Annotated in this window: 19 protein-coding genes; 11 read left to right on the forward strand and 8 right to left on the reverse strand. The window is 43.0% G+C overall.

Features of this window, described 5'->3' with window-relative positions; all coding sequences use genetic code 11:
- Positions 1 to 335 precede the first annotated feature (335 nt).
- The 9 genes from htpX to QMG91_RS05845 all read left to right on the forward strand — a co-directional run bounded on the left by htpX (position 336) and on the right by QMG91_RS05845 (position 7,402).
- Positions 336 to 1,196 (forward strand): protease HtpX, encoded by an 861-nt coding sequence (gene htpX, locus QMG91_RS05805; RefSeq protein ID WP_004406032.1) that lies wholly within the window; start codon positions 336 to 338, stop codon positions 1,194 to 1,196.
- A 200-nt stretch (positions 1,197 to 1,396) separates the two neighbouring features.
- Positions 1,397 to 1,816, forward strand: coding sequence for a nuclear transport factor 2 family protein (locus tag QMG91_RS05810; protein WP_281829538.1), 420 nt, complete (start codon positions 1,397 to 1,399; stop codon positions 1,814 to 1,816).
- A complete protein-coding gene (locus QMG91_RS05815) occupies positions 1,813 to 2,547 on the forward strand; it encodes an SDR family NAD(P)-dependent oxidoreductase (protein WP_281829541.1) in 735 nt (244 codons plus the stop codon). Before QMG91_RS05810 ends, QMG91_RS05815 begins: the two co-directional genes overlap by 4 nt.
- Before the next feature lie 13 nt (positions 2,548 to 2,560).
- Positions 2,561 to 3,838: an NAD(P)/FAD-dependent oxidoreductase gene (locus QMG91_RS05820; RefSeq protein ID WP_281829543.1), complete on the forward strand. Its 1,278-nt coding sequence runs from the start codon at positions 2,561 to 2,563 to the stop codon at positions 3,836 to 3,838.
- On the forward strand, positions 3,835 to 4,596 hold the full coding sequence (locus tag QMG91_RS05825) for a DUF1365 domain-containing protein (protein ID WP_281829545.1): 762 nt from the start codon (positions 3,835 to 3,837) through the stop codon (positions 4,594 to 4,596). Before QMG91_RS05820 ends, QMG91_RS05825 begins: the two co-directional genes overlap by 4 nt.
- Positions 4,586 to 5,815, forward strand: coding sequence for an SAM-dependent methyltransferase (locus tag QMG91_RS05830; RefSeq protein WP_281829547.1), 1,230 nt, complete (start codon positions 4,586 to 4,588; stop codon positions 5,813 to 5,815). Before QMG91_RS05825 ends, QMG91_RS05830 begins: the two co-directional genes overlap by 11 nt.
- Positions 5,816 to 5,817: 2 nt before the next feature.
- The gene (locus QMG91_RS05835) at positions 5,818 to 6,327 is read left to right on the forward strand and encodes a DUF2878 domain-containing protein (RefSeq protein WP_281829549.1); all 510 of its coding nucleotides are present in this window, start codon (positions 5,818 to 5,820) and stop codon (positions 6,325 to 6,327) included.
- Complete coding sequence (locus QMG91_RS05840; RefSeq protein ID WP_281829551.1) at positions 6,324 to 6,890, forward strand: hypothetical protein; 567 nt, start codon at positions 6,324 to 6,326, stop codon at positions 6,888 to 6,890. Before QMG91_RS05835 ends, QMG91_RS05840 begins: the two co-directional genes overlap by 4 nt.
- Complete coding sequence (locus QMG91_RS05845) at positions 6,887 to 7,402, forward strand: DUF3833 domain-containing protein (RefSeq protein ID WP_281829553.1); 516 nt, start codon at positions 6,887 to 6,889, stop codon at positions 7,400 to 7,402. Before QMG91_RS05840 ends, QMG91_RS05845 begins: the two co-directional genes overlap by 4 nt.
- Positions 7,403 to 7,418: 16 nt before the next feature.
- Here QMG91_RS05845 and rsmS read toward each other — a convergent pair whose 3' ends face one another.
- From rsmS to dinG, 4 genes are read right to left on the reverse strand one after another with little or no spacing between them, the layout of a single operon-like run.
- On the reverse strand, positions 7,419 to 7,577 hold the full coding sequence (gene rsmS / locus QMG91_RS05850) for a pleiotropic regulatory protein RsmS (protein WP_022595286.1): 159 nt from the start codon (positions 7,575 to 7,577) through the stop codon (positions 7,419 to 7,421).
- Positions 7,574 to 8,125 carry a primosomal replication protein gene (locus QMG91_RS05855; protein ID WP_281829556.1) on the reverse strand — a complete coding sequence of 184 codons (552 nt, stop codon included), beginning with the start codon at positions 8,123 to 8,125 and terminating at the stop codon, positions 7,574 to 7,576. Before QMG91_RS05855 ends, rsmS begins: the two co-directional genes overlap by 4 nt.
- The gene (locus QMG91_RS05860) at positions 8,122 to 8,901 is read right to left on the reverse strand and encodes a sulfite exporter TauE/SafE family protein (RefSeq protein WP_022613098.1); all 780 of its coding nucleotides are present in this window, start codon (positions 8,899 to 8,901) and stop codon (positions 8,122 to 8,124) included. Before QMG91_RS05860 ends, QMG91_RS05855 begins: the two co-directional genes overlap by 4 nt.
- Positions 8,902 to 8,939: 38 nt before the next feature.
- Entirely contained in the window at positions 8,940 to 11,015 is a 2,076-nt protein-coding gene (gene dinG / locus QMG91_RS05865) for an ATP-dependent DNA helicase DinG (protein ID WP_281829559.1), read from the reverse strand.
- 515 nt (positions 11,016 to 11,530) lie between these two features.
- On the opposite strand from dinG, the gene QMG91_RS05870 reads away from it, so the two are divergent.
- Both QMG91_RS05870 and QMG91_RS05875 read left to right on the forward strand, forming a co-directional pair.
- Positions 11,531 to 12,457 carry a porin gene (locus QMG91_RS05870; protein WP_022551148.1) on the forward strand — a complete coding sequence of 309 codons (927 nt, stop codon included), beginning with the start codon at positions 11,531 to 11,533 and terminating at the stop codon, positions 12,455 to 12,457.
- A 60-nt stretch (positions 12,458 to 12,517) separates the two neighbouring features.
- A complete protein-coding gene (locus QMG91_RS05875) occupies positions 12,518 to 13,162 on the forward strand; it encodes a YccT family protein (protein ID WP_281829562.1) in 645 nt (214 codons plus the stop codon).
- A gap of 47 nt (positions 13,163 to 13,209) precedes the next feature.
- On the opposite strand, the gene QMG91_RS05880 is transcribed toward QMG91_RS05875, so the two are convergent.
- The 4 genes from QMG91_RS05880 to QMG91_RS05895 all read right to left on the reverse strand — a co-directional run bounded on the left by QMG91_RS05880 (position 13,210) and on the right by QMG91_RS05895 (position 19,145).
- Entirely contained in the window at positions 13,210 to 16,281 is a 3,072-nt protein-coding gene (locus QMG91_RS05880; RefSeq protein WP_281829563.1) for an error-prone DNA polymerase, read from the reverse strand.
- A gap of 8 nt (positions 16,282 to 16,289) precedes the next feature.
- A complete protein-coding gene (locus tag QMG91_RS05885) occupies positions 16,290 to 17,690 on the reverse strand; it encodes a Y-family DNA polymerase (protein WP_281829565.1) in 1,401 nt (466 codons plus the stop codon).
- Between the two features lies 1 nt (position 17,691).
- Positions 17,692 to 18,366 (reverse strand): translesion DNA synthesis-associated protein ImuA, encoded by a 675-nt coding sequence (gene imuA / locus QMG91_RS05890; RefSeq protein ID WP_281829567.1) that lies wholly within the window; start codon positions 18,364 to 18,366, stop codon positions 17,692 to 17,694.
- A gap of 374 nt (positions 18,367 to 18,740) precedes the next feature.
- A complete protein-coding gene (locus QMG91_RS05895; RefSeq protein ID WP_004406271.1) occupies positions 18,741 to 19,145 on the reverse strand; it encodes an H-NS family histone-like protein in 405 nt (134 codons plus the stop codon).
- Between the last annotated feature and the right edge of the window lie 112 nt (positions 19,146 to 19,257).

Consider the following 19,257-nt stretch of genomic DNA (forward strand, 5'->3'; position numbering starts at 1 on the left):
TTCCGACGCCCCAACTCTAGATCTAGTGTCATTCGACGGCAATAAGACTATGGTCTAATACCCGAGTATCAGACCGCTTGTTTGTGCGATAACTTCCTGAAGTTCTTAAGATTGAATGAATATTCACAATTTGAGCATCTCAGACATCAAATGTTGCAATTTTGCTCTTAACCTTGTTTTTAAAATTTAAGACTATATGTATATGTTACATTCTTGGGTGTTTTGTCGAGCGCTTATAAGGTATAAGAAAGCTCTTCATCCTAGGGTCAACAGATCCTAAAGTATGACTAGCCGAAGAGTTAGATAAAGTAAGCTTCCTATTTGGAGAAAAATTAATGAAGCGTGTGATGTTATTCTTGGCAACCAATTTAGCCGTTATATTGGTGCTAAGTATCGTATTAAACATTGTTTATGCTGTAACTGGAATGTCACCAGGTAGCCTGTCTGGTTTACTTGTCATGGCAGCGGTATTTGGTTTTGGTGGCGCGTTTATCTCACTGCTGATGTCTAAGAAGATGGCATTGCGCTCTGTGGGCGGTCAGGTCATCGAAAGCCCACGTAATGAGACAGAACACTGGTTGCTTGAAACCGTTCAGCGTCAGTCTCAGCAGGCAGGTATCGGTGTGCCACAAGTTGCTATCTATGATTCACCTGATATCAATGCCTTTGCAACAGGTGCAAAGCGCAATGATTCTTTGGTCGCGGTATCGACAGGTCTTCTGCACAATATGACCCGAGATGAAGCTGAAGCGGTAGTGGCTCACGAAATTAGCCACATTGCTAACGGCGATATGGTTACCATGACTTTGATGCAAGGTGTTGTGAATACCTTCGTTATCTTCTTGTCTCGCTTTATCGCTAACATTGTCTCCTCTAATGACGATGAAGAGGGCGGTACTAACATGATGACGTATTTCGCGGTATCTATTGTGTTGGAGCTTGTATTTGGTTTCCTAGCTAGCTTCATTACTATGTGGTACAGCCGTCGTCGTGAGTTTTATGCTGATGCCGGAGCTGCGGATCTGGTTGGTAAGCATAAAATGATTGCTGCGCTGGAGCGATTGAAAGTCAGCCACGAGCCGAAACTGGAAGGTTCGATGATGGCATTTGGTATCAATGGTAAGAGTGCACTTTCGGCACTTATGTCTAGTCATCCACCTCTAGATAATCGTATCGCTGCTCTTAGAAACAGCTAAAACATACTGAATAATAAAAGAAAAGGTCCGATTTTTATCGGGCCTTTTTTGTTTGTGATCCGTTTTGATTTTCCCCTCGTAAACAAAACTGACAGCAAAAGTTATACAAAAATATATTTGTACAACTTTTACAGCTATATTAAATATGTGTACAAAAAAAATAATTGTATAACTACTAGGAAGTCAGTAGCGGGGTAAAGATGGATATTGAGCATGTAGCAGATTTTTACCGTTCACTTGGGAAGCATAATTTAGGCACGGTGAAAGAACTTTATCATCCAAACGTGGTGTTTGAAGACCCTGCTCATCGTTTAGAAGGAAATGGCGTTCTTTATGCCTACTTCGAAAGCCTGTACCAGAATGTTCAGCAGTGTGATTTTCACATTCACGAGAGCCACCAGTTTGGCAACACAGGGTTTATCGTTTGGACCATGTCACTGAAGCACCCCAAACTAAACCGAGCTAAAGAAGTAAAAGTGGATGGCGTTAGCCAGATCTCCTTTGAAGATAACAAGGTTAAACACCATAGAGACTACTTTGATTTGGGATCAATGATTTACGAGCAAATTCCGGTGCTCGGCTTACTTATTAAGAAGATTAAGTCGGGGTTAGGGCAATGAGCAAGCAGGTGGTATTGATTACCGGAGCGACTTCAGGCATCGGGCTTCAGCTTGCTAAGGATTATGCACAGTCCGGGCATCAGGTATGGGCATGTGGTCGAAACCACAACCGATTGCAGGAACTGGAACAACACTCAAGCAATATCAAAACGTTGCAGTTTGACGTCACCGACAGTGAACAGACCGCGAAAGCCATCAATGAACTATCACCGCGCCCAGAGCTCTGGATATTTAATGCTGGCGATTGCGAATACATCGATAACGGCGAGGTTAGCACTCAAGTCTTTCAGCGTATTGTAAACGTCAACTTCCTTGGTGTTGTTAACTGCTTAGAAGCCAGCCAGACACAGGTTATGAAAGGTGATCATCTGGTCATTATAGGTTCTATTGCCAGTGAAATTGCGCTTCCTAGAGCAGAAGCTTACGGCGCATCCAAAGCCGCGCTCAGTTACCTAGCCAGAAGTCTGGCTTTACCGAAGAAGAAAGAAGGTGTCGACGTTTCCATGGTTTATCCAGGGTTTGTTGAGACACCGCTTACCGATAAAAACGACTTCCCAATGCCATTGATGGTCAGTGTGGAAGAAGCATCTGAAAAGATTCGTCTTGGTGTTCATGAGAGACGAGAAAGTATTTATTTTCCCAAAGCGTTCACTTGGATTCTAAGGACGATTGGGCTTTTACCTTACTCGTGGCAACGAAGAATTGTCTCGAAGTGGGTGACAACGGGATAGGGTTGGAGGACAAATGAAGATTGCTATTATTGGATCGGGTATATCAGGGCTGACGTGTGGATACTATTTGCATCAAGAACACGATATCACGATTTTTGAAGCCAACGATTACATTGGCGGGCATACAGCCACAATTGATGTAGAGCGAAAAGGCAGAACTTATGCTGTAGATACCGGCTTTATCGTTTACAACGATCGCACATACCCTAACTTTATATCAATGATGAATGAGATAGGGGTGACAGGTACTCCAACTCAGATGAGCTTTAGCGTGAGCAATCAAAGCAACGGGTTGGAATATAACGGTCACACGCTTTCTACACTATTTGCTCAAAAACGTAATTTTCTCAATCCCAAGTTCTATCATTTCATTTACGAAATTCTTCGTTTCAATAAGCTCGCAAAAAAGGCAGTAGATGAAAATGATTGGGTAGAACAGACCCTTGGAGACTTTCTTCAGCAGAACCGTTTCAGTCATTACTTCGCCGATAACTATATTCTGCCAATGGGAGCGGCGATATGGTCTTCTACACTGGCTGATATGCGAGCGTTTCCTCTGCAGTTTTTCCTTAATTTCTTTTTGAATCACGGTCTGCTTGATATTACTGACCGACCTCAATGGTACGTGATCAATGGAGGATCTAAAGCCTATATTGATCCACTTACCAAAGGCTTTAAAGACAATATTCGTCTTAACAGCCCGGTGGAAAGCGTAGAAAGAAAGCATAGTGGAGTACTGATAAAGTCACGACACGGAATGGAGCATTTTGATGCTGTCGTATTTGCCTGTCATAGTGATCAGGCTCTCAGGCTGCTGAGTGACCCGTCTGAGAAAGAGCAGTCTTTACTGTCAGATATGCAATACCAAGCCAATGAAGTTGTTCTTCACACCGATACCCGACTGCTTCCTGAAAAACGCGCGGCTTGGGCATCTTGGAACTATCTTCTCTCTGGGGAAGATGGCGAGGAGCAATCCTTACCTTCTTTGACCTACAACATGAACATTCTCCAGCATATAGAAAGCGATGAAACCTTCTGTGTTTCCTTGAATTCGAGTGACAAGATTGATGCGTCAAAGGTTATCCGACAATTCACTTACCACCATCCTGTATTTACTAAAGAATCACACGAAGCACAAAAGCAGAAGACCTCAATCGATGGCTTGAATTCGACCTGGTACTGCGGGGCATACTGGTACAACGGGTTTCATGAAGATGGTGTTCGAAGTGCGATAGAAGTGGTTGAAGGCATCAGAATGCAAGCAGCGGCACTCAAGAAGGGGGTCGCATGACTTTCTCAAGCTGCATGCTAGAAGGCGAAGTGACGCACAGGCGGTTTTCCCCTGTGAAGCACAGCCTGAGATATCCGCTGTTTATGCCTTGTTTGGATCTGGATGAAGTAGAACATCTGAAAGAAAAACTGATTGGATTTGGTGACAAACGTTGGCACTGGGCTCGTTTTCGCCGAGAAGATTACGTGGGTTCTGGTGATTTGAAAGGAGCAGTTCAGCAAAAAGTTCGAGACCTGACGGGTGTAAAGCTAAAAGGAAAGGTGAAAGCTGTCTGCCATTTGAGGTATTTCGGCATCTACTTTAGCCCGGTCAATTTTTACTACCTATACGATGAACAAGATGAATGGCGCTATCTTCTGGCAGAAGTCAGCAATACCCCCTGGAATGAGCGACATTACTATGCTGTGAAAGCCGATCCCGGAGAGCAACGCGAAAACTGGAAACACGATAAAGAATTTCACGTATCTCCTTTTAATCCAATCGAACAACAATATGTTTGGTCGTTAAAACCCTTGAATAACAAACTGATGGTACATCTTGAGTGCCATCAGGAAGAAAAAGTGTTTGATGCTTCCATGGCGATGGATGCGAAACCTTTGAACCGATGGACGCTGATTCGATACCTGGTAAAAACTCCAATCATGGCTGTGAAAGTGGTTGTGGGCATTTACTGGCACGCACTCAAGCTCTGGGTCAAAGGCGCGAATTATTACTCTCACCCTGATAATAAAAATAAGGAAACACCTCATGCTAAATAGCCGTTCCTTTGCCTCTGAAGGTGTCCTGTCTGTTCGTCAGCAGGCTTACCGATCTCTGGTTTTAAAGTTGTTAGGTAATTTGTCCAAAGGGCAGGTCACGATTACCGAAAGATTTGGTGAGCAAATGGAGTTTGGAGACCCATCTGCTGAACAAAGAGCAATCATAGACATTCTGGATGCCGATTTTTACGAGCGGGTAGTAAAAGGAGGAAGCATTGGTGGAGCAGAAGCTTACATGGACGGTTTATGGGATAGCCCGAATTTAACTCAGGTAACTCGTGTAATGGCGGAGAATCTGGATACTCTGGATGCGGTGGATAAAAACGTTGGCTGGATCCAGAAAGCCGGATTACGGGTTGCACATTGGCTGAATCGAAATTCACTTACTCAGTCAAAACAGAACATAGAAGCGCACTACGACTTAGGCAACGATCTATATACATTGTTTCTTGATGAGAACATGTTGTACTCGTCGGGTATCTATAATTCAGAAAATGATTCGTTAGCTTCGGCACAAATCAACAAGATGGAACGTCTTTGCCAGCAGCTCCGACTGAATAAAGACGATCACGTTCTCGAAATCGGTACTGGGTGGGGAGGGATGGCGATTTACATGGCATCCCGATACGGATGTCAGGTTACCACCACTACGATCTCAGAAGAGCAGCATGCATACGCCAGAGATCAGATAATACAGGCTGGGCTAGAAGATAAGATCACACTGCTCAAAGAAGACTATCGTATGCTTGATGGTCAATACGACAAGGTCGTGTCGATTGAAATGATTGAAGCGGTAGGCAAACAGTATCTGCCTTCTTATGTTGAGAAATGTTACTCCCTGCTTAAACCGGGAGGGCTGTTAGCCATTCAGGCGATCACCATTGCGGATCAAAGGTTCGAACAATACAGCAAACAAGTCGACTTTATTCAGAAGTACATCTTCCCAGGCGGTTTTTTGCCGTCCGTTACTCACCTTTTGGAACAAACGACACGTCATAGTGGTTTTGTTGTCAGGGACTTATATGACATAGGGCAAGATTATGCCCGTACGCTCTCCGACTGGCATCATGCCTTTAATCAAGCTTATCCTCAAGTGATTCAGCTTGGATACGACGAAAGGTTCGTGCGTATGTGGCGCTATTACCTGAGCTACTGTGAAGGTGGTTTTCTGGCGAATACGATAAGCACCGTTCACCTGACATTCCACAAGGTGAGCTGATTATGATCAGCAAGAGCAATGTACCTGTTATCGCCAGCAGCTTATGGTTTCAGGGGCTTTGGTTCCTTGCTGTTATCGGTAGAGAAAACACTCAGATATGGTTAGTTGTAGCTAGTGTATTGACTCTGTTGTTCTGCTTTGTTGATGAAGTGAAAAAGCTGAGGCTAATTTTTGCCGTTAGTGCGCTCGGTATTTTAGTCGACCACATTAACTGGCAAACAGGGCTTTTCACTTTTCCTTCTGTGTCCTTCCCTGTCTGGCTTACGTTGCTCTGGGGGCTGTTTGGTTGGTATGCGGTGCAAATGAGAAGTCTGGTGAACCGATATCCAAGAAATTTCGTATCGCTATTAGTAGGGGTTTCTGGAGCATTAAGCTACTTCGCTGGCTTTCGCTTAGGGGCGGTAGACTGGGAGCTTGGCGTCTTACTCACCCTCTCCATTTTGTTCTTGGAATGGTTTTTGCTCGGTTATTTTGTGACCAAATTACTAAGCTCTCGCTGGGGGATGTTATGAAAAAGTACGTAGGTATTTTGATGTTCGGGATTTTGATGGCTGCTAATGCTCAAAGCTCGACACCAAGCTCACAAGATAACCAAGACTGGGACGGATGGAAAACCGTTGGTAAGTCCAGCTTAAGCTGGTTGTTTTTCGATATTTATAAGTCTGAGCTAAAAACCCCTGATGGCATATACAAAGAGAGTGGTGATGTGTCGCCTCATCCTATGGCGTTGCTTATTAACTACCTTCGGGATATTCCTAAGCAACAATTGCTGGATGTAACTCAGGAGCAATGGGAGCATTTGGGTTATAGCAAGGAACAAAGAGACGATTGGATCGCGACTTTGTCAGGTATATATCCAGACATCAACAAAGGTGAAAGGTTGGTGTACGTGTCTGATGGCGAGAATGGTCAATTCATTTTCTACGATTCTCAGAACAAAGCGAACCACCTTGGTGATATAACCAGCGAGCAGTTAAACGACGCATTTCTTTCTATTTGGTTTTCACCCAATACCGAATACCCGAAACACAGACAACAATTGATAGGTCAACAGACCTTAGGAAAACGTAGATGAAAAAAATCCTGATTCTCTGGCTGATTACTCTTTTAGCCGCTTGTTCAGCCGACATCGATGATTATCAGGCGGCGACGCCGAATTTCGATTTATTTGGCTATTTTGAAGGAGAGTCTCAGGCCTGGGGAATGATTCAGGATTATACAGACAAGCAGACACGCCGCTTCACGGTTGATCTGTTTGGTACTGTAGAAGAAAATACGCTCACTTTGGTCGAGGACTTTGTATTCGATGACGGAGAAAAAGACCAAAGGATATGGGTTATCACTCGAGAAGACGATGGCAGTTATATTGGAAGAGCCGATGATATTGTTGGAGAGGCGATGGGTGTCGAATCAGGTAATGCTCTTCATTGGCGCTACGACTTTTTGCTCGAATTTGATGGTTCGACAGTTGAAGTTCATTTCGATGACTGGCTATACCGTCAGGATGAGAAACACGTGTTCAACCGAACTTCAATTCGAAAGTTCGGAATCGAAGTCGCTGAAGTGACGATATTTTTTCAAAAGTGATCTATGTGGTTCAGATCTATTCTGAGTCCAGCTTCCTTTCTAAATCTGCTTTTACGATCTCCAGTGCAGCCAATGCTGTCTTGGCTTCAATTTCATTCGATTCAAGAAGATAAATAAGGTCGACAGCCAACTTGATTTCGTCAGGTGCTGAATCTAGTGGAGTAGGGTTGCTCATGGCTGATTACGTTCTCTATAAGTAATTTGATTTTCGAGTTTTAGCTTGGATTCCTGACAGCGCTTTAGCCTCTGTTCTGTGGCTACTAATGCTTGTTGCGCCTGACCCTGCATATAGGCTGGCGAGGCATCCAGTTCTCGTTGTTTTTCTAAAACCAGCTCCTTGAGGCGACGTTCCCATTCTTGGTGCTGAGCCATTTCCTGATATAGCTGGTTAATCGGTTTTTGAAAGTGGCTGGAATGCTTAATTTCACTTTTACGTATGGTTTGAGTTGACAGCTCTCTTTGAATGGCTTCCATCTGAGCAACCATCTGAGAGGTTAAATGCTCTGCTCTAAGAGCTGTTAATCGCCCGCTTTCTTGCTCTCGGACGATAGAATCATAAGTCGCTTGGAGTTCTTTTACGCATGGTACAAGAAGACGAGACCGACTGTGAAAAAGCCTTTCATCAAACAACGGCTGATGGTGTTCGCCTCTCCGCCTGTCGAGTTGTGCAGCTTGTTCACTAAGCTGCTCGATTTTCTGTTTTAACGATCTGAAATTGCTCATAGGCTTACAAACCATGCATCAAACGCTAATTTTCCAGCCAGAACTACGACAACGGTAATGAATACTGGTCGTATGAACTTTGCTCCGAACCTGATGGCTGAGTGAGCGCCTACATAGGCACCTGCCATTAAGCATACACCCATAGTGAGCCCTAGTACCCAGTTAATGTGACCTAAGATTGCGAAAGTAATCAGAGAGGTGAAATTACTGGTAAAGTTCATGGCCTTTGCCAGTCCAGATGCCAGCAGAATGTTCATTTTGTACAAAGCCATACTACTGACGGTCCAAAATGCCCCGGTTCCCGGACCAGCAACCCCATCATAAAAACCTAAAGTGAGGCTTTGTAGCCACTGCTTTCGAGTCAGGCTTGGGCAAGGTTCAGGAACGGCATTATTGGATGCATTTACGGGTTTGTGCCAAATGGTGTAAAGCGCTGAGAGCAAAATGACTAATGGAAGAACTTTTTCCAGCCACTCTGTGCTGATCGCATCAACAACAAGTGTTCCCAGTGTCGCGCCTATTAACGTTCCTATAAATGCTTTCTTCCAGCATTCAGGTCTGAATAGACGTTTTTTATAGTAAGTGACGGCTGCAGTCGAAGAAGCAAAAGTTGCAGCGAGTTTATTGGTACCTAGTGCAATATGTGGCGGCAGACCCAGCGAAAGCAGGGCAGGGACAGTAAGCATACCGCCTCCACCAGCTACAGCATCGATAAATCCGGCTAAGAATGCCACTAAAGCGAGCACCACCAACATTGTTGGCTCAATGAATTCCATGTATTAGTTTTTCTTTATTTATAATCGACACGTCGTTATTAGTATTCGATACGTCGTTTGAATGGGGGCAATGAGTCAATCAAAGACTTGCCATATCGCTTGGTGACAAGTCTTCTGTCTAAGATGATGACTCTACCAGAATCTCTTTCTTTACGCAGCAATCGACCGACAGATTGAATCAGCTTTTTACTGGCTTCAGGCACAGAAATTTGCAGGAAAGGATTACCTCCTTTTCTTTCTATATATTCTGCGTGTGCTTCCTCTACTGGAGATGTCGGAACGGCAAACGGAATTTTTGTGATGATGAGGTTTTCAAGTAGTTCTCCCGGCAAATCTAAGCCTTCAGAAAAGCTGCCTGTTCCAAATAGAATGCTGGTCTTTTGTTTTTCGCAATAAAACTTATGCTTCTTCAGAATTTCATTTCTCGAAGATTCCCCCTGAACTTGTAGCATCCATTTTTCAGATTTGGCTTTCTTCGATATTCCTTGAGCAACTTTATTCATTTGCCAGTAGGAAGCAAACAGAACAAGGTTAGCTTTTCCTTCTTCTATATAAGAGGGGAGAACTTCGATTAAATAATCGGTAAATTCGTTAGCTTGAGGTTCGTAAGTCAGTTTAGGAATATATAGCTCCCCTTGATTCTGGTAATCAAAAGGTGATGCCAAGGCAAGAAATTGAGTGCCTTCATCTGGTTTATCGCTGATTCCTGCTTGTCGACAGAAGAACGAAAAAGAGTTTAATGCCCGAATGGTTGCAGAAACCAGCACTGCACCTGCACATCGGCTCCATAACAATTGGTCGAGTTGCCAGCCGACTTCCAGTGGCGACACAGACACAATAAAGTCACCTTCTCTCTCCTCTGAAAGTTCAACCCATCGAGCCAACGGTGCACCTTTTTCCCTAGTAGGTTCTGCCATTAAGCTCCAGACTTTGGCGAGGTTTTCAAAACGCTGGAGAAAAAAGCCTATTTCCGCCAACGCTGGCTCTGCCAGTTTATTGGATAGCTCTCCTTCTTTTACTCGCTCTGATATGAGATCCGCGATTTTTCCCAGAGACTGCGCCCCTTTTTTACTGGATTGTTTTAGACCTTGCGCTTCAGTTTCTAACCAGTCAGGTAATTCTCCATGCTCAAATCGATAGGCTTTTTCGACAAAGGCTGTCGGGGAGAACTGCTTAGCGAGCTGATTTAAACTTGGCACCAACAATTGAATGGCATCCTGGAGTTCATTTCTGAAGCGATTCACTCGCTTCTCATCTGCCATACTGCAGAGCTTCGCGGATTGAGTGTTCAATTTTTCCAGCCAGGAAGCAGCACCCTTCAACGAGGCCGAAGCTGAAGAATGATCGCGAGCGACCGTGGGTAAATGATGCGCTTCATCAAATACGAATATGGTTTGCTCAGGCTCTGGCAAGATAACACCACCACCTAGCTCGGCGTCGGCCATGACTAGGCTATGGTTCGCGATGATGACATCTACTTTATCCAGCTTTGAGCGTGCTTTTTGAAATGGGCAGTCTCTATGGACTGGTAGCGTGGCGTTGCAACTGTGTTTGTCGCTGACAATCTTGGACCAAATCTCGTTTGAAATCGGTGAAGGCCAGGAATCGCGTTCACCATCCCATTTGTTTTCACAAAGCGACTGGTACATCTCTTTAAGGGATTCAATATCTTTGCTGGATGGCTTACTTTCAAACATCGCAATCTGTTGTTCAGAGCCGCCACTGGCAATGGCTAGTTTCTCTGCACAGCAGTATCGTTGACGACCCTTAGCTAAAGCAAATGAAAAGGGCGAGTCGCTTATACGTCTAAATAAAGGAAGGTCCTTATTCATCAACTGTTCCTGCAGTGCAACGGTTGCAGTTGATATGACGACTTTCTTCTTGTTAAAGGTGGCGTATGGGATAACGCTCATTAGATAGGCGAGAGATTTACCAATTCCTGTTCCAGCTTCAGCAACTATCATTCTGTTGGCTTTGTGGTATTGCCCTGACAAGGTACGCGCAATTTCCGAGACAAGGTAGTTTTGCGCCCGTCTCGGTATAAAGTTTTCTAAATGATTTTGCAGGTTGCTATAGCTGCTACGAATGGACTTTTGAATAGTTGTATTAAGCATTTTCTGCCTCTAATTTGAACGCGCGAGATTGTAGCACAATCCTGCTGTTGCATGTGTTTTCGTCAGAATGGCGTGCTTTTTAGGCAAATCTAGATCTCAATCACAAAAAAAAATTGAACGATCATGGGGTTAGGTAAAGTGTGGAAATGATATAGACATTTATATCAAGAAAGACGTTGGATTGGTTTATTGTTCTGTTTTTTGTGTTTTATTTTTCATTTATTAATTTTTTGTACTAAAAAAATAAAAACTACAGGTTAAGATTTTTGATGGTTAATTGGTGTGATTTTGTTCTAAAAGTTTATGTTATCAATGTAAGTTGTTGATATTTTTTGTTTTATGAATTTTTATTTTTATTTTTTTAGTCATTTGACATGTAGCGGATTCTTCTGCAATCTTAACATCGAAATTTAGAGGAGTTGTGCCTTGAACTTCGGTTTAAGATTCAACTTTGATAAAAACTAAATAAGGGAACCGAAAAGGAATTCCCAGCTAAGAAAAGGCAGTGGATTATTATGAAAAAGACTCTAGTAGCTCTAGCAGTTATGGCGGTTGCAGGTTCTGCAAACGCAGCTATCGAACTTTACAACAAAGATGGCGTTACAGCTAACCTGAAAGGCGACATCGAAGTTCGTTACAAGAAAGGTACGGCTGACGGCGCTGAGCTGACTCAAGAAGTTGATGACGCGGATTTCGCTTTCGACCTACGTTACGCTCTAAACGATGACCTTAAAGTAGGCGGCTTCTTCGAAGTTCAAGACACTGGTACTAAAACTGGTGATGCTTACATCGGTTTCTACTCTGCTTCCGCTGGTGATCTAGTATTTGGTCGTACAGCAACTATCCTTGACGATCTAGGTATCGGTAACGACTACCTATTCGGTATCAAGTCTAAAGTTGACGAGTTCGATTTCTCTGGCGACGAAGTTGTTAAGTACACTATCGACAAAGGTCAATTCTACGGTGGTATCGCATTCCTTCAAGACAAAGCTAAGAACAACGATAAGCTGAAAGACACTGACAGCAACCACATCGATGCTAAGCTTGGTGCACGTTTTGGTGACCTAGACGTTCAAGGTTTCTACGGTAAAACTAAAGGCACTGCAGCTGGTAACGACCAAACTGTTCTAGCTCTAGAAGTAGCATACACAATCGATGCTCTTAAACTAGAAGCTTTGGCTTCTCAAGGTAAGCTTGACAAGTCTGGTTCTTCATCTAAGACAAACGTATTCGGTCTAGCGGCTACTTACACTATGGATGCTTGGACATTCGGTGCTGGCTTCTCTAACTCTAAGACAGAAGATGCTGATGCTATCAACGATGGCTTCGTAAACGCTGGTTACGCTCTTACTTCTAACGTAACAGCATACGCGGAAGTTGGTCACACTTCTGCAGACAACACTGAAACTGGCTACGGCTTCGGTGTTAAAGCGTCATTCTAATTCGCTTTAAAGTATTGTATAAAAGCCACCTTAGGGTGGCTTTTTTATTATGGAGAATTCATGAAGTTTAGAAATACGTTTATCATTCCGTTGGCAATGTGCTTTTCTACTTTTTTAAGTGCAGCACAGTTAGAGCTAAAACCTGGTGTCGATCTTTTGGTATTGAATGGTATGGAGAGTTCAGAGTTTGAAGAAGGTTTCAAACTATCTGAAGGAACCAATCAGGCTGTAGTTAAAATGTCCAAATCTTTCGGGTCTGGTGGTAGTAAGGATATATTTACCTCCAGCCCTTATATTGTGTCTTTCCAAGCTAGTGGTAAAGACATTACGATTGCTCATCCTAAAGTTTATAGTGTTCAGCATGCTCGAAATTTGTTCAACAAGAACCCTCAGTGGTTAGTCTATGAAGACGGCGATCTAATTGATAGCGAGACTGTATTTTTAGAAGGCAAAGGGGGCTTTGTTCCTTATTGGGATGTTAAGGCTCTGGTTAGAGATTATAACGAGAAAAACGGTATTACCTTTGCTGCAGTGAGTGCAGGTACAGTAGCCGTTGCTGAAGTTAAAAGTGCTACTAAATCTAAAGCTGTAACGCCTGAGAAAGTAGATGCATCTCAAGCACTATCACAGCTTCAAGCATGGTACTTAAAAGCATCCAAAGAAGAGCGTAAAGCATTTCGCAAATGGATGATCGATCAAGAATAAGAATTTAACGGAATAGAGGGGTGTTAGCCGCTCTATCCTGTTTCCTCTTAATGGAAGTCTCGGGAGTGTGTCCTTAGATCCGCTAAGCTGTCAGTCATGTCAGTTAGCTTTCCTGCAATAACATGGATCACTTCCCCCTCACGTTCCAAAACTCCCTTTACCTTAAGTACCTTGGCGGTAAGATAGGCTTGCTTTTGAGCTCGGGCAGTCGCCCCCCAAACAACGACATTGATATTGCCTGTGTCATCTTCCAGAGTAAAAAAGGTAACACCACCTGCTGTTCCTGGTGATTGCCTCCCTGTAACTACTCCTATAACGGTAATAAGAGACTTGTGTTGTTTGTCTGGGAGTTGACTCATTCTGGAGAAACGAGGTAATAAGCCAGCCTCATTGAGTAAGGTGATAGGGTGTTTGTTTAAAGACAGCCCTGTTGCTGCATAATCTTCTGTAAGATTGCTGAAGTCATCTGGTTGATAGTGATAGGGTTGCGAGGAAGTATCCAGACTTTGTAATAGGGGAAGATCATTGTCATCATCCATGATATTCCAGCGAGCCGAGAATCGATTACCGACAAATGCCTTCAATGCATCAGCAGAAGCAAGAGTTTCTAAGTCTTTCCGTTCAATACCGACGCTTTTTAAATCCGAAATGTGACGATACCCAGATTGAGAACGACTTGCTGCTATCTTTTCAGCGGTTCCTTTCTTTAATCCTTTAATTATGCGCATGCCTAGTCTTATATGGAATCGTTTGTCACGCTTAACGACTAAATGGTCATAATCAGATTGATTCACACAGATAGGCTGAACGGATATTCCGTGACGTCGAGCATCCTGAACGAGCTGAGAAATACTGTAAAAACCCATTGGGTGACTGTTCATCAATGCGGTAAAGAAAGCTTCTGGATAATAATGTTTTAGCCAGGCGGAAACGTACGCAAGTACAGCAAAGGAAGCTGAATGACTTTCAGGAAACCCATATTCGCCAAATCCACAGATCTGATCAAATATCCTGATTGCGAATCCCTCTTCGTATCCCCGCTCTAACATGCCATTAATGAGCTTCGATTTGAATTTCATTAATTGACCGTTTTTCTTCCAGGAAGCCATTGCACGTCGTAATTGATCCGCTTCGCCGCCGCTGAACCCTGCTGCAACCATAGCCAGCTTTATCACCTGTTCCTGAAAGATCGGTACTCCCATGGTTCTTGAAAGGACATCTTTGACTTCTTCTGAAGGGTAAGTGATCTCTTCAATACCATTTCGTCTTTTTAGAAATGGATGCACCATGTCCCCCTGAATGGGACCTGGTCTTACAATCGCAATTTGAATGACCAAATCGTAGTAATTCTTGGGCTTTAATCTCGGTAACATGCTCATTTGAGCCCGGGATTCGATCTGAAAAACACCAATAGTGTCGGCTTTTTGTATCATACCGTATACGTTTGGATCATCCTGTTTACGTGTAATATCGGCAATGCTTAATTCGATATTGTGGAAGGTTTTGATGGTGTCAAAACATTTACGAATGGCGGTCAGCATGCCTAAAGCCAAGACATCGACTTTCATCAAGCCTAGGCTTTCCAGATCGTCTTTATCCCACTGAATGACAGTACGATCGTCCATGGCTGCATTTTCGACAGGTACCAGTTCATGAAGAGGACCAGAAGAAATAACAAAGCCGCCTACATGTTGAGACAAATGGCGTGGGAACCCCATAATTTCACTGACGAGTTTGATAAATAGCTGTCCTTGGTGGGATTCAGGCTCTAGACCCAGTTCAACAATCTGTGCCTGCCAGCCTAAACTTCGATCTCGTCGATTGACGTTTTTGATGAAGAAATCCAACTGGGTTTCAGAGATCCCCAAAGCTTTTCCTACTTCACGCACAGCACTTTTAAAGCGGTAAGTAATCACTGTGGCAGAAAGAGCGGCTCTCTGTCTGCCATATTTTTGATAGATGTATTGGATTACTTCTTCACGCCTCTCGTGCTCAAAATCCACATCAATATCAGGTGGTTCATTGCGCTCTTTGCTGATGAAGCGCTCGAAAAGTACGGAGATTTGCCTTGGGTCTACTGCTGTTATCTCTAAGCAGTAGCAGACAACAGAATTTGCTGCAGAGCCGCGTCCTTGATAAAGGATATGATTGCGCTTAGCAAACATGACAATGTCGTAGATGGTCAGAAAGTAATAGGGGTACTCCAACTCTTCGATGAGGCTCAGCTCTTTGTTTATCAAGTTTTGTACGTGCTCTGGGACTCCCGACGGGAATCGGCGAAGACTTCCTGCTCGCACTTGATCGCGTAGGTATGACATTGGCGTGTAGCCATTAGGCACAAGCTCACTTGGGTATTCATAGCGTAAGCTCCCCATATCAAAGCAACAGCGAAGCTGGATGCGATGAGATTCTTCTAGCCATTCTGATTTGAATACTCGGAGTAGTTTCTCTTTGGAACGAAGTGAATGCTCACAATTGCTTTGTAAAAGCTTTCCCGCTTTGGCAACTGTTGTCCCGTGTTTTATTGCGGTCAGAGTATGTTGTAGAGGTAAGCGCTCCGCTGTATGCATAAGTACTCCTCCACAAGCTGTGATGGGGAGTTGATAAAGTCGACTTAAGCATTCGCAGTGCTCAATAAAACGATGGTCGTTATGTTGCAGATGACGCTGAAGCCCGATCCATAACCGGTTGTTGTGATGTTTAATTAACCATTTTGCCCACTCAAAATCACTCCTTTGGTGTTTTGGAAGCCAAATAACTAAACAATTTCTGGCAGACATGATGTCCCACTCCGACAGGCTGTACTCACCTTTTGCACTTCGCCGGCGAGCATTCGTGATGATTCGGCAAAGTTCGCCATAGGCTTGGCGATCAGGCGCAAGTAGGATGAGTTCAACTTCTTCATTCATCCGAAATAGTGAACCCACAATCAGTTTCACATTGAGTCCCTGATCTCTGGCTGCCGTATGTGCTCTGACTACCCCCGCAACTGAACATTCATCGGTGATAGCAATGGCTGAATATTGTAAAAAGTCGGCTTGAGTGACTAACTCTTCGGGGCTAGAAGCACCTTCAAGAAAAGAGAAATTAGTCTGACAAAATAATTCGGCGTACTTCATGATTCGATCTAACTGAACACGCCGTGAAGAAACCACTGTTGTTTAGGCGTTCGAAAAACCCAAAGCCAGCGACCCTCATTGGTATGTGCGATAAAGTAGTCACGAACCATAGGCTGATTATCCCACCAGCCTGTTGCTACTCTCTCTGGTCCCAAAGACAGCGTCACTTTCTCTTCAAGAGGTTTTGGGTGTAGTAATAAGATGGCAGGTCTGAGCTTTGGTGGAATACTGAGGGTAGGGGACAGTGTAGTATTTGGAGACGTGTACTGATAAGCGATCTCTGGTCGTGGGTCTTCTAAAAGACCAGGGTTGTGCAGTGCTCTTTCACCAAGTTTGGCATGGAGTAAAGACATCAATTCTAATGCGTTGGTTGTACCTTGTTTCCCCTCAAATAAATCTGTGTAACTTCCTTCTTGCTGAGTAATCCGCGCAACATTCAGTGTGATGGCAACAACAGGGGAGTCAATAGAGAGTGACTCGAAAGTTAATTGAGATAGTGATAACCATTTTGATGCAAGATATTCTCCCTGTGCGGAGCAGACTTTAAATTTGGTATTTTGTTTATTTCTCAGTTGTAAGATGATTTGTATTTCATTAGCCAACTGGTCTCGTAATTTTAGAAAATGTTCCAGCTTTTTCAGAAGGTTATCAAGAGGCCTCTCAAGAAACTGAATATTCTCAATTTCATATAATAAATCGAGAGAATATTTAAAAGTTTGAGGAGGATGGTAAAAGTCGACAGGGTGCTTAAATCGCCCAGTAAGTTTGCCAATATAGTTAATGAGATCTATATCAAAGCGCTTGGCAATATCAGCCATGGGAATAGTAAACAAAGCGTCAAAAGTTTCTATGCCAACTCTTGATAACTTATCTACCACTTTTTCAGACAGATCACTCACACCAAGAGGAAGCGTGTAGAGGTGCTTTTTCATTAAGTCAGAGTCATCCGTAATAAACTGTTTTTTTTGCTGAGCCAGTATTTGGGCTGAATAAGGGGAAAATCCAGTAGAAAATTGATAGCGTACGTTAAATTTCTTAAGGTGTTGTTGAACGGTAAGCCAATAATGTTCAAGGTTGGAATAAAGGCACAGCATATTACTGATCTTTAATAGAATTCCATTTGGTTCACAAAGTGTGATATCCGATGTAATTAAATATAACCACTGTGCAATTTCTTTTAATTTCTTATGCTCGATATCAATATCATATGGATAGACTTGCAAATCCTGACAAAGTGATGCGGCAGTCCCTAAACCCATATTGAGTTTGAGCCCTGCGTCAAATCCGCTTTTGGAAAGCTGAATTATCTGGTGATGTTCATCGACGATAGCAATGTTGTTTTCCAAGTCGGAATCGAAAAAACAAGAATCCAGTTGAAGCGATGGAAAGTGAAGATAAAGCCACAGCATACTAACCCCTTTTGAGTAAAGGAAAAGCGACAACTGTGTCTGGCACTTTTGTATGAGTAAGATCTGCCCATTGAGATGACATGTCCAACTGTAACTTAGATATACCCAGCCCACCTTTTCGTTTGTTAATAGTGATATCTAACCCTTTAGAATGAGCTTTTAATGTCATGCTAAGGGAGACGGGTAGTGGAAAAGCTTGTTTTTGTGGCTTAAAGATAATCTGAGAACATTTCCCAGTCTCACTAGCAACCTGTAAGCGTTTGACTTGGTGTATTTCTAATTTCTCTTGCCATAAGACAACATGTGAACATGCACCACTCTTCAGGCATTGCTCTGCAGCCCACAATGCCTCTTTTGTGCTCTTGGTAGAGACAATCAGGATTTTATCCAGAGGTAGTGCTTGGGCTAAAAAAAACTCGCTGCATAGTTTTCCTGGTGGCTGAATAAAGACTCTTAGCCTGTCTTCTTTGGTATTGCTCATGAAGTTTTGCAAAAGTCGCAGCTCTCCAATCCCAATACAGGTATTAATTTCTATGACCCCTTTTCTGGGGAAGCCACCACCCAGCTTACTATCTAGCTCAGGGTAACCTGAGGAGGTAGTGTTGACACTGGTAGAGGTTTCAGTTCCTTTCCAGAGGAGGTTCTTGTGATGTAGTGTTTGTATTATTTCATGCATTGCTCAATAGTCCTGTATAGATATACAGTACTTTGAAGTATATGACTTCAGAAAAGATCTGCAAGCATTTTTCTGGGCTAGTGAGCTACATGAGTAAGAAATGGCAAAAAAATCAAAAACGTAGTAAGTAGATTAGAAAAAAGGAAGCAAGAGAGTAATAATGAGCCTGAATGAATATAGACAGGTTAATTTAATCTTAATAGATATCGATTCTATAAATATTTATTATGGGAATTGAGAATAGTCGTAATGCAAATAGTGGCATTAAAAAAGCCGAAACTTATATAAGTTTCGGCTCAATTTATACTGAACGCTGAAGTATAGAATCGAGGGACATGCTCAGCGTTGCATTAATTTTTGTAACAAACTGAAAATTAGATTAGGAAATCATCCAAAGATTTGCCGGAATCCAATTCAGCTTGAATAGCAGAAGGAGTACGACCTTGACCTGTCCAAGTCTTTTCTACACCATCAACAACATATTTATATTTTGCTGGGCGAGGATCGCGTTTTTTCTTCGCTTTAGATTTAGTTTCACCAGATAGTGCAGCAATTAGGTCATCGACATCGATGCCATCTTTAGCAATCATACTTGCGTATTCAGCTAATTTAGCTTCACGTTCGGCTTTTTCTGCTAATTCTGCAGCTTCAGCTTCACGGCGCTCTTCTACAACGGTAGTTATTTTATCTAGCGCTTCTTCCAATTGCTCTAGCGGTAGATCACGAGCAAAAGCTCGCAGACTGCGAATATTTAGCAGAGTTTTTGCAATATCTGACATGTTCAGTCCCATTCTTATTTTAGTAAACGTACACAATAATAACAGTGTAAGACGAGAATACAATATAATTTTATTTCAAATATATCGAATTTCAAATATACATTTCTAGAAA

It is taken from the genome of Vibrio nigripulchritudo (assembly GCF_027924785.1).
Classification (GTDB): domain Bacteria; phylum Pseudomonadota; class Gammaproteobacteria; order Enterobacterales; family Vibrionaceae; genus Vibrio; species Vibrio nigripulchritudo.